This is a genomic window from Acinetobacter puyangensis (genome assembly GCF_900096995.1).
GTDB lineage: Bacteria > Pseudomonadota > Gammaproteobacteria > Pseudomonadales > Moraxellaceae > Acinetobacter > Acinetobacter puyangensis.
In genome coordinates, this window is record NZ_OANT01000007.1 from 64,500 (window position 1) to 76,377 (window position 11,878).

Consider the following 11,878-nt stretch of genomic DNA (forward strand, 5'->3'; position numbering starts at 1 on the left):
TTTTAGAGGAATTTTACCATGACAGATATCAATACCCTGATTCACGATGCAACAATCTGGTTGCTGATCGCATTTTCCATCATTACCTGGGTTTTTATTGTACTCAAAGCTATACAAACTCAGAAAGCCAGTAAGCAAAGCAAGCATTTTGTAGACGAATTCTGGCAGGCCAAAAATCTTAATGAGGCCATTCAAAAAGCCAATACGGAACAAGGCCCAACGGCACGTATTGCTCAGGTGGGTTTTCAAACCTTGACTGATGCCAATGAAAAAACTCATCAGGATTTGCAACAAACTTGGAGTCGTCAGGATTTGCTGGAACGTCATCTGCGTAAGCAAATTTTAACCGAACGTCGCCAACTGGAAAAAGGATCGGCTTTATTGGCATCAATCGGGAATAATGCGCCCTTTATTGGTTTGTTCGGGACAGTATTCGGGATTATTCATGCCTTGCAAGCAATTGCACAATCCGGCAATGCCAGCATGGATGTGGTCGCAGGACCAATTGGTGAAGCCTTGATTGCGACAGGTATTGGTATTGCAGTGGCTGTACCGGCAGTTTTGGCCTATAACTACTTTGTACGAAAAGTTAAATCGATTGGTGCAGATCTCGATGATTTTGCCACAGATTTTGTCAGTCTCAATCAGAAAGCCGGTTTTCAGCTGCCTTCTGCGACTGCTGGCATCAACACCGTAACCGATAAAGCTGCGGTATCCACTGTAAAGTCTGAACTTGGTAAAGAGAAGGAGGTACTTGCATAATGGCAATTTCAACTTCGCAAGACGATGATGTGGTCAGCGAAATCAACATTACACCTTTGGTGGATGTGATGCTGGTTTTGCTGATTGTCTTTATTGTGACAGCGCCTCTTTTGACCAATACCGTTAAAGTCAATTTACCCAAAGCTGCGCCGACACAAAGCACCGATCAAAATAAGGCAGTGGTGATTAGTGTCAATCCAGAAGGCGAAATTTTTCTGGATAAAGACAAAGTGGCATTAGAGAATTTCGAGCAGGAAATTCAAAACCGGAAAAATGCCAATGATAAACTGGCACTTAATCTGAATGCTGATGAAACTGTTCCTTATGGCACCATTGCAAAATTGCTGGCCAGTATTGAACGGGTTGGCGTCGATAAACTGTCCGTGATTACTGTACCGGGTCAATAAAGCATCTCCAGTGATAAAGCATATCCAGCGGTAAAACATATAATTTGCCGCTGTTTTATGATGATGCGGAGACAAATTTATGCTGATCATTTAATTATGATTTATATATTAAAAAAAGGAATATTGTAAAACTCAAAAATCATCTATAGTAACTAGAAGTGCAATATCTGAGTGAAAAATATGCAATCTGAATTTGATGCGATACAACCAAATGAAGACTATTACCGGCAGCTTAAACATATTCTTGGGCAGCCTGTGGAGAGCAGTGCATATTTAAAAGAAGAAAAATGTCTGGATTATAAAAAATTGGCGGAAGAACAATTTTTAAAATGCAGGTTTATGAATGATTGCACTGCCAGTGAGATTCAATATATTTTTGATCATATTAAAATTCGATATTATTATCAGGGCCAGAAAATTTATTCCAGACATGAAAGCTGTGATGAAATATTTTTTATTTTAAATGGCACAGTCCGGATGGGCTGGAATTCTGAAGGAGGAAAACATACGATTCATCGTTTTATTCCCTCAGGTTCGATTTTAAATATTATTTATTTTATTTCCCAGACTTTGCTGGAACATGATTATATTGCACATGAAGCCAGCGTGGTGGCGATCATTCCCGGTAATGTATTTAAAAAAGTTCTACAACAGAATCCTCAGGTACTTTATCAAACTTTTGAAATGATTTGCAAAAGAACACGTTTACTGGATAATGATATTTACCATCAAAGCACTCAGCCTTTAAGAATACAGCTTGCACGTCAGTTTGTGTATTTAATGGAATATTTTTCTTCGCAGTATAATGATGTGATTAAATTAAGTATCAAATTGTCACAGGAAAATTTTGCCGAATTATTAAAAGTATCACGACAAAGTATCCGAAAGGAGATTTTGTGGTTTGTGAGTGAAGGGATTATCGACACTAAGTATAATCAAATCTACATTCTGGATCCGGATAGGCTAAGAAAAATAGATTTATTGGAGAATTCTTTATAGCCTAAGGGCGAATAAATATTTAATATTTGACAAAATTTATTGTGATACAGAATGTTCTGATATTTTGAATTTTATTTGTTTAGACCATTTTAACTCATGATTAGGTTGCAATTTTAAGCAACCTTTTTTACGTGCTATTTATTCAAAAATTAAATATTTTTGTACAATCCATACCGATATTGATTCTATATAAATCTTAAAATCATCAATACAATGTATATTTATATGCAGAATAAATCATCTGTCTCTTCTTATAATATCGACAAGTTTGTATTTATATGAGTAGGTCATGGCAGAGATATTAGAGCAAATTGAGCATAAATTAAAAATTTCTCCTATTACACCACATATAGGCGCTTTAATAGAAGGTGTCTCTTTATCCGGTGATCTGGAATCTGCAATTACCGATCAGATTTATCAGGCTTTATTGCAATATAAGGTGATTTTCTTTAGACATCAGAACCAATTAAATGATGAGGAGCAGGAGCGTTTTGCTGCTTTATTGGGAGAGCCTGTTCGTCATCCTACTGTTCCTGTCGCAGCAGAAAGTAATTATATTTTTGAACTGGATTCACGTTCCGGTGGACGGGCAGATGTCTGGCATACAGATGTCACTTTTATCGATGCCTATCCAAAGCTCAGTATTCTTAGGGCCGTTGTGGTGCCGGAAGTTGGAGGCGATACCACTTGGGCCAATACCGAAACTGCTTATGAAGAGTTACCGTCTTCTCTTAAAGATTTGGCCAATCAGCTGCGGGCGATCCATACCAATGATTTTGATTATGGCGGTTATAAACCCAATGCCGATCAAAAGACCTTGCAAAAGCATAAGGAAATTTTTGTTTCCACGCACTATGAAACAGAACATTCGGTGGTTCGTATTCATCCGGAAACAGGTAAGCCAAGTCTGGTATTAGGACAATTTTTTAAACGCTTTGTCGGATTAAGTGCCAGAGAATCCAGTCGGATTTTTGATATTTTTCAGGAGAGAATTACCAAACCGGAAAATACTGTGCGCTGGACATGGCAGGCAGGTGATATTGCCATTTGGGACAATCGCGCAACGCAGCATCGTGCGGTCAACGATTATGGTGATGATTATCGCTTGATGCGACGGGTCACACTGGCTGGAGATGTGCCGCAAGGGATTGATGGGCGAGCCAGTATCACCCTGATTCCACAAGGTTTATCCGCAGATGAATTACAACAGCAGAAAGTCAGTGCAGTTTTAAATTCAAATTAATAAATCGAATCGGTTGAGATCACAATGCACATGAATAAATTAAAAAAACTGGCCGTGCTGTCGTTGCTATTTTGGGGACAGTGGTCATTTGCGCAGGTACCAGCGGTAATTCGTATTGCTTCACCGGATTTGACTGCCGGTAGTAAACATGCAGGTGGTGGTGTGGTTGATGTTTTATATAGCAAACGCTGGATTGAAAAAGAGTTTTCCAAGGAAAATATCAAAGTTGAATGGTATTTCTTTAAGGGCGCAGGTCCTGCCATTAATGAAGCCTTTGCCAATCAACAACTAGATTTTGCTTTTCTTGGCGATTTGCCACCCATCATTGGTAAAGCTGGTGGGCTAAATACGCAATTATTGGTCCCAACATCTCGTGGCATCAGCAATTATCTGGCAGTTCGTCCGGAATTAAATGTCAAAAAACTGTCCGATATTAAAGGTAAACGGGTTGGATTGTTACGTGGTACTGCCGATGAATTGTCTTTTGTTGCCGCGCTGAATAGTCAGGGTTTAAGTACTAAAGATGTACGGGTGGTGAATCTGGATTTTAATGCAGTCAATGCGGCACTAGTGGCAAAAAAAATTGATGCTTCATGGGGACCGGCCCGTTTTTTTGCCCTACGTGACAAAGGCATTGTCAAATTACCGGTCAGTAGCCGTCAGTTAAACGGTGCTGGATCATCTCAGGGCGTATTTTTGGGTAGTCAGCAATTTATCCAGAAATATCCCAAAGAAACCCAGCGTGTGGTGAATCAGGTGGTCAATGGATTGCACTGGCTGTCACAGGAAGAGAATCGTATTGCGCAAATTGCTTTGTTCTTTACGCAGTCTTCTTATCCTGCCTCGGTCTATGCACAGGAACTGCATGGGGTGAATTTAAAATTCCTGTATTCGCCCTTATTTGATCAGTATTACCTGAATCAACTGCAACAAAAAATTAATCTCGCCCAAGCACAGGGTTTGATCCGAAAACCCATTGATCAGAAGAGCTGGGTCAATGCCAGTTTTGTCAATCAGGCATTACAGAATTTGAAATTACAACAGTATTGGACGCCTACAGCGAACTACGACTATTTGAAAAAATAATTGAATTGAGGAGAAATAAACAATGGGTGTATTGAATCATGAGGTGTCGGGGCAGACAAAAAGTCTAATTGTCAGCGGGCTGCGCTATAGTGTATTGGCCAGTAGTCTTTTCCTTTGCCTGCAACAGGGTCATGCGGAAGAGCAGGCTTTGGCGGTAAGCAGCATAACTGATTCCGAAAAAAATGCGGATGATGTGGTACAGCTGGAAACGGTGGTGGTGACAGCAACACGCCGTGAGCAATCATTACAAAAAGTACCGGTGGCGGTATCGGTACTGACTGGCAAAACGCTGGAACAACAACAGAAAAACTCACTCGAAGCCATTGTTTCAGATGTGCCTTCGGTGAACTTCCGGGCTGGTGCATCGAATAAGGATACCTCTTTATTTGTGCGCGGTGTGGGTACCATTACTACCTCTCCCGGTGTAGAACCATCCGTGTCTACAGTGGTTGATGGTGTGGTATTTAGCCGACCGGGACAGGCAACGCTAGATTTACTCGATATTGACCGAATTGAAGTATTACGTGGCCCTCAGGGGACTTTATTCGGTAAAAATGCCTCGGCAGGTGTGGTCAATATTGTCACTAAAAATCCGACCAGTTATCCTTCGGGTTATGTTGATGTCTATGCCACCAGTGATAAAGAACAACGTATTCGGCTGGGTGCATCGGGGACATTGATACCCGATACCTTAAAAGCCAATGTCACTGCTTTGTTGGGTAATTTTGACGGTAATGTCAAAAACCTTTATTACGACAAAGATGTGAATGGCTATAAAAATTATGGTTTTAGAACCAAATTTGAATATACGCCATCGGATACGCTGGTTCTGGGTCTTACTGCGGATTATATCCATAAAGACGGTACCAATCCGACCGCTGTTGTGGTGAAAAACAGTAATGCAGCATACGCCAGCGCATTACAACCAATTGTCCCTCATGCTGAAAATCGTCAAGTGATTGAAAATACCAGCGCCTCCACCGATGATACCAATCAGGGATTGGCACTGACCGCAGACTGGACCTTACCGAATCATCAGCTTTCATCTATTACGGCATTCCGGCAATGGAAAAATACACAAATTGGTGATGGGGACCAACTCTCTGCGGCAACCCAAAATTTTGCAGGCATTGCCGATCGGGGTGATGTCAATACCAAACAGTTTTCACAGGAACTGCGTATCAAACCGTTGGAGAATGGTTTCTTTAACTATGTTGCCGGACTGTATTTTTCCAAAAATAAAAATGATGAAACCTATCAACGTCAGTCGCAGTGGTATGACAATACGGCTTCAAATTATGTGACCGATTTTGGTCGTGCAGTCTATAACACCGATAGCACCAACTATGCAGTTTTTGGTGAAGGCACAGTGAATTTTAGTGATCGGTTGCGTTTGGTGGCAGGCTTACGTGTGACCCGTGATGAATTGTCCTATGATCATCAGCGTAGTTCGACCATTCCAGTGAGCGTTGGTGTGCGTAATGCCATTCGCTCGCCTTATGCCAGTTCAGGATCGACTTCGGAAACCGGAATTTCTGGACGTATTGGTCCGCAATTTGATTTTTCACCCAATATTAATACCTATTTGACCTATTCCCGAGGTTATAAAGGACCTGCATATAATGTTTATTTCAACATGCAGCAAATTGATACGCCTGTGCTGGATCCTGAAACCGCAGATTCTTATGAATTGGGCTTTAAATCACAATGGCTGGATAATCGCTTACGTCTGAATATTGCAGGCTTTTATACTGAATATCAAAACTATCAGGCCAATTTCCGTACTTTGGATCCAAGCGGATTCCCGATTACCCGACTGGTCAATGCCGGTGACGTTTCAACCAAAGGGATAGAGCTTGATAGTATCTATAAAGTCAGTTCCGATTTAAGCTTGAGTCTTTCGGCTGCCAATATTATTGCCCGTATTGAGGACTTTAAATGCCCGCCAACAGACAGTGCTTGCCCGAATGTAAATGGTAAGCCATTGCCGTTTTCACCTGACTGGAAGATCAATGCCCAGGTGGATAAATTTATCCAGCTAGCCAATAACAAACGGATTGAATTATCGACCCAATATTCATGGCAAAGTGAGGTGCAATATAGTCTGGATCAAAATGCCAACACCATTCAGCCGTCCTACGGCATCTGGAATGCCGGTATTGCACTCAATGATACTGGGTCGGATTGGCGTGTCGCATTGAATGTGCGCAATATTTTGGATAAATCCTATGCAACTTTACTGGGCACCAACGGTGATCGCATTACCCGTCAAGTGCCGAGAGATGACGAACGCTATTTTGGTCTGTCGTTTAGAAAAGATTTTTAGTCAAACATGGAAATTGATCTTTGTCGCCAACTGTAAAACGTCGGTGACAAAGGTCCGCATAGATACAGATCCGATATAAGGTAAAGTCATGAACCAGATTATTCAGCCATCTATCGCTTTTGCGACAACAGATCAGCAAAAGCCACAGCTGCATTTAAATTTATTTTTAGATGGTTTTGGTCATCATGTTGCCAGTTGGCGCCATCCCGAAAGTCAACTAAATCGCTCGGCATTTGCAAGATATCTTGAAGCTGCAAAAATTGCCGAACAAGGAAAATTCGATGCCGTTTTCTTTGCCGATAGTTTGGCTATGGACCCTAATGTGACCCATTCCGGCAAAGTTCGGGGACATGAAATTGAACCCTTGACCCTATTATCAGCAATTGCCGCACAAACCTCGCATATTGGGTTAATTGGTACAGCAACCACCACCTATAATGAGCCTTATCATATCGCCAGAAAATTTGCCTCACTGGATTTGATTTCAGAGGGGCGTGCAGGCTGGAATTTGGTGACTACCGATCTGGCAGCTGAAGCATTGAATTTTAATATTGAAGCCCATGTGCCGCATCAGGATCGTTATGAGCGGGCTGAGGAGTTTTATGATGTGGTACAAGGTTTATGGCAAAGCTGGGAACAAGATGCATTGCTCAAGGATAAAGCACAAGGACAATTTTTTAACCCGGAAAAATTGCATCCACTAAATCATCGGGGAAAACATTTTAAAGTGGCCGGCCCCTTAAACGTCGGACCAAGTGCACAGGGTCATCCCATTATTGTACAAGCAGGTAGTTCCGAACGCGGTAGGGAACTGGCGGCCAGAACAGCAGATGTGATTTTTACCGCACAAGCCGATTTTCAATCTGCACAGGCATTTTATGCAGACGTAAAAAGCCGTTTATCCCGTTATGGTCGTCAGGCGCATGAGTTAAGTATCTTGCCGGGCTTGTATGTGGTGGTGGCAAAGACCGAGCAGGAAGCCTTGCACAAGCAAAAAATTCTCGATGATCTAATCGAAGAACGGGTTGGACTGGGTTTGTTGGGTCGTATGCTGGGTAATTTTGATTTATCAACGCTGGATGTCGATGCCCCTTTGCCTGAACTGGAATTAACCCAAACCGGACAACAAAGCCGGCAGGCCTTGTTTACCCGACTTAGCCATGAACAGGGATTGACAGTAAAACAGCTTTATCAGCGCGTTGCCGCAGGGCGTGGGCATTTTAGCTTGATTGGTACAGCAGACATGATTGCAGATCAAATGGAATACTGGTTAAAGCATAAAGCGGCCGATGGTTTTAATATCATGCCCGCCTTATTGCCTAGTGGTGCGCAAGACTTTATCGAACTGGTGGTGCCGGTTTTACAACAGAAAAAGATTTTTAGGACAGAATATTCGGCGACAACCCTCAGGGCGCATTATCAATCTAGCCATACCGTGTAAAACACCATGCTAAGACAAATAACCGAAAGCCTAATAAGCTAAAATGAAAGAGAAAAATTTTATGTATTTCGCAGCAGAAAACCGTTATCAACACTTAAGTTATCGAAAGGCTGGAAAAAGTGGTCTGGTTTTGCCGCCATTGTCTCTGGGTTGCTGGCATAACTTTGGTGATGATACACCTCTAAGCCGACAGCAGGAGATTTTGCATACTGCATTTGATCTCGGAATCAATCACTTTGATCTGGCCAATAATTACGGCACACCATTTGGCAGCGCAGAACGTAATATTGGACATTTTTTAAAACGAGATTTTAAAGCCTATCGAGATGAATTGATTATTTCCACCAAAGCAGGTTGGGATATGTGGCCGGGACCTTATGGACAAGGCGGCAGTTCGCGAAAATATTTAACCGCCAGTCTGGATCAGAGTTTAAAACGGCTGGGTGTGGATTATGTCGATATTTTTTATTCCCATCGCTATGATCCTGAGACACCGCTTGAGGAAACTGCCGACACACTGGCGGATATTGTCAGACAGGGCAAGGCCTTATATATCGGTATTTCTTCGGGCTATACACCGGAACTGACCAGGCAGCTTGCTGCACAATTAGCCGAATATAAAGTACCTGTAAGATTGCATCAGCCATTATATAATCTATTTCATCGTGAGATTGAACAAGGTTTGTTTGATAGTGCAGATCAACTGGGTTTTGGCATTATTGTTTTTTCTCCCTTGGCTCAGGGGCTTTTGGGTGGGCGTTATTTAAATGGTATTCCGGCCGACTCACGGATTGGTCGGGGGAGTCGTTATCTGAAACAGGAACAGTTGGATAGCGGATTACTGGATAAGATCAGACTACTCAATGAGATTGCTCAGAATCGTGGACAGAGTCTGGCACAATTGGCTTTGGCATGGGTATTACGTGATCCGCATGTCACCTCTGCAATTATCGGGGCAAGTACATCACAGCAGGTGATTGAAAATGTAAAAGCGCTGGATAACATTAGTTTTTCTGTGCAGGAATTACAGGCAATTGATGCGGTCATTAATCAATAGTGTTGAGAGTAAAAAATAAATTGATCATTGTGTAATAAAGTGAATATATATTTTTATTTTAAATCACCCGCTTTATTGTGTGATAAAAATCAGCACTAAAGCGGGTGTTATGCAAATAAACCGAGATTATCGACCTGTAATGATCTTAATAATCGCATGTGTCACAATATTTTCTAACACATAATCGCCATTTACTTTGATCCAGCGTTGATTTTTACCTGGTTTTGGTAAGTTATGCGCATCATGTCCAACTTTATAGTTGTTTGAACGATAGGTTGTAGGGACTTTACCGCCGACTTTCCAATCTCTTGAAGGGGCTACTTTTTTGCTTTGCTGAGACTTGGATTTTTGCTGTGCAGACTGATGATTATTTTGTGATTGATGTGTTTGCCCATTTTGTTTTTTGTCATCAGATTTCTTTTGCTGCTGAGGTTGCTGTTGAGATTTTTGCTGTTGTTGCTGACCATGTTGTTCATGTTGGGGCGCAGCAAAAGCTGTGCTTGCCATTAAAACTGATAATATTGAGGCTGCCATAATTTTAGACATATGTTTCATATTTACCACCTTTTAAATTTAATTAAGCGTTATTAACGTTAATGACATTACAGCAAATAGCAAAGTAGAAAAATTGTATTTGTTGTAATTTGTTTTTAATATTATGAATAAATTAAGAATATTCGAATAGTAAGATGATTTTTTCACCTTATTCTATGGCACAAAAAAAACCTAGATTCTTGGGGAAAAATCTAGGCATAAAAAGAGGATATTTACTGCTAAATATCCTCGGGGGTTGTTCTTGAGGACGTATAGTGAATATGAGCTAAAGTTATGGATTAATTATGAAGAACATGTGTTCAATCTCGAAGGTCATGTAAGCGAGTCGCTAACACTATACCGATACAGAGCACCACACTCATGGCAAGGGTTAAACCTATCCATCCATGACTTTCCCAAACCAGACCACCACTACTGCCAAGTAAGCTTGAACCCAGATAATAGCTAAATAAATAAAGCGAAGCAGCAACAGCGCGTTGAGACTTAGCTGTCTGTGATACCCAACTACTGGCTGTGGAGTGTGCGGCGAAAAAAGCAAAAGTAAACATAACCAGCCCGATACATAGTATCCAGAATTGATGTACGCTTGCCATGAACCACAAAGCGATTAGCATGCTTGAGAGCATAAAAATTAACAGGTGTTTACGCCCAAAGCGTTGCGCCCAGGTTGCGGCACGTGGAGAACTGTAAATTCCGGCCAAATAGGCTGCGGCCAGTAAACCTAACGTACTTTGTGCCACATTAAATGGCGGTTTTAATAAATAGTAATTTAAATAGTTATATACAGTAACGAAACAGCCCATCAGGATAAATGCATGTACAAATAAAATGCAAAGCTGTGGATTTTTGAGATGGTATTGAAAGCCTTTGCCTAATTTCTTTAAAGAAAAAGCTGTGGCCTGAAAAAATCTGGAATCTGGTAATAAATAATAAAATAAAATGGAGATGGCCAGATTCAATATACCCAGAAACAAAATCACGTGATGCCAAGAAATATATTCCAGCAATACCCCAGACATTAAACGTCCACTCATGCCGCCAATGGCTGTTCCGGAAATATATAAACCCATGCTAAAACCAATATCAACTGAGCGAACTTCCTCTGCAACATAGGTCATGGCAACTGCTGCCACGCCACTCACAGATAAACCAATGGCAATGCGGCTCAATAGAAAAAACCACCACGAGGGAATAAAACTACTTAAAATCGTTAAAATTGAAGCACCCAACAGCGACCACACCATGATTGGTTTACGGCCAATCGCATCGGAAATAAAACCGGTAATCAGTAATCCAAATGCCAGTGCCAGCGTGGAAAAAGACAGCGCAAAGCTGCTTTCCGAGGGACGAAGCAGAAAAGAGCGGGCTAATTCCGGCAACATTGGCTGGACACAATAGAGCAGGGAAAATGAGGCAAAACCTGCTAGGAATAGTGCAAGGATGACCGCTCGATAAGCGGCTGTACCACGGCTTAACTGTAAAGGGAGATTAGACATGAAGGGCTCCAAAGCTGGTAGCAGTATAAGCCAAAATAAAACGATTGTTTTAGGCTGCACGGTATTCTAGAGGCTTATTTTAGATGTCGTGATCATTTTCTGGGCGGTGATCAATTGGCATAACTTATGTATATAACTTGGGGATTTGTGCTATTAAAAGCGTCTTTAGCATTTAAATAGATAACTATACTGGTGTATAGTATATAAAACCTTGTCATGAGTAAGCGATGCCCAAGCAAATTGAAGACAAAAAGAAAATTCTTGTCCGTGTAAAAAAAATACAGGGACAGGTACAAGCCATTGAACGTGCGCTGGAAGGAGATACGCCTTGTGCTGCAATCCTGCAACAAATTTGTGCAATCCGTGGTGCGATGAATGGCCTGATGACCGAGTTATTAGAAGTCCATCTCAAAGATACACTGGTTGCAGGTGAGTCCACCGAGCAACAACGCCATGATGAACTGTCTGACATCAGTAAAATTCTTAAATCCTATTTAAAGTAACCA

At 41.5% G+C, this 11,878-nt stretch carries 11 protein-coding genes; 9 read left to right on the top strand and 2 right to left on the bottom strand.

Going from position 1 to position 11,878, the window contains the following annotated elements; all coding sequences use genetic code 11:
* Positions 1-18 precede the first annotated feature (18 nt).
* The 8 genes from CRO21_RS12850 to mgrA all read left to right on the top strand — a co-directional run bounded on the left by CRO21_RS12850 (position 19) and on the right by mgrA (position 9,321).
* On the top strand, positions 19-762 hold the full coding sequence (locus tag CRO21_RS12850; RefSeq protein ID WP_097079717.1) for a MotA/TolQ/ExbB proton channel family protein: 744 nt from the start codon (positions 19-21) through the stop codon (positions 760-762).
* Complete coding sequence (locus tag CRO21_RS12855) at positions 762-1,169, top strand: ExbD/TolR family protein (RefSeq protein ID WP_097079718.1); 408 nt, start codon at positions 762-764, stop codon at positions 1,167-1,169. Before CRO21_RS12850 ends, CRO21_RS12855 begins: the two co-directional genes overlap by 1 nt.
* Positions 1,170-1,349: 180 nt before the next feature.
* Positions 1,350-2,168 (top strand): Crp/Fnr family transcriptional regulator, encoded by an 819-nt coding sequence (locus tag CRO21_RS12860; RefSeq protein WP_097079719.1) that lies wholly within the window; start codon positions 1,350-1,352, stop codon positions 2,166-2,168.
* A gap of 289 nt (positions 2,169-2,457) precedes the next feature.
* Positions 2,458-3,411, top strand: a complete 954-nt coding sequence (locus CRO21_RS12865) for a TauD/TfdA dioxygenase family protein (protein ID WP_097079720.1) — start codon at positions 2,458-2,460, stop codon at positions 3,409-3,411.
* A gap of 30 nt (positions 3,412-3,441) precedes the next feature.
* Entirely contained in the window at positions 3,442-4,497 is a 1,056-nt protein-coding gene (locus CRO21_RS12870) for an ABC transporter substrate-binding protein (RefSeq protein WP_228150447.1), read from the top strand.
* A gap of 22 nt (positions 4,498-4,519) precedes the next feature.
* On the top strand, positions 4,520-6,823 hold the full coding sequence (locus CRO21_RS12875; RefSeq protein ID WP_097079722.1) for a TonB-dependent receptor: 2,304 nt from the start codon (positions 4,520-4,522) through the stop codon (positions 6,821-6,823).
* 88 nt (positions 6,824-6,911) lie between these two features.
* Positions 6,912-8,264 (top strand): LLM class flavin-dependent oxidoreductase, encoded by a 1,353-nt coding sequence (locus tag CRO21_RS12880; RefSeq protein ID WP_097079723.1) that lies wholly within the window; start codon positions 6,912-6,914, stop codon positions 8,262-8,264.
* Positions 8,265-8,325: 61 nt separating this feature from the next.
* Entirely contained in the window at positions 8,326-9,321 is a 996-nt protein-coding gene (gene mgrA / locus CRO21_RS12885) for an L-glyceraldehyde 3-phosphate reductase (RefSeq protein WP_097079724.1), read from the top strand.
* A 126-nt stretch (positions 9,322-9,447) separates the two neighbouring features.
* On the opposite strand, the gene CRO21_RS12890 is transcribed toward mgrA, so the two are convergent.
* Both CRO21_RS12890 and CRO21_RS12895 read right to left on the bottom strand, forming a co-directional pair.
* Entirely contained in the window at positions 9,448-9,876 is a 429-nt protein-coding gene (locus tag CRO21_RS12890) for an RcnB family protein (RefSeq protein ID WP_097079725.1), read from the bottom strand.
* A gap of 299 nt (positions 9,877-10,175) precedes the next feature.
* Entirely contained in the window at positions 10,176-11,372 is a 1,197-nt protein-coding gene (locus CRO21_RS12895) for an MFS transporter (protein ID WP_097079726.1), read from the bottom strand.
* Between the two features lie 227 nt (positions 11,373-11,599).
* On the opposite strand from CRO21_RS12895, the gene CRO21_RS12900 reads away from it, so the two are divergent.
* Positions 11,600-11,875 (top strand): metal/formaldehyde-sensitive transcriptional repressor, encoded by a 276-nt coding sequence (locus tag CRO21_RS12900; RefSeq protein ID WP_097079727.1) that lies wholly within the window; start codon positions 11,600-11,602, stop codon positions 11,873-11,875.
* The last annotated feature ends 3 nt before the right edge of the window (positions 11,876-11,878 follow it).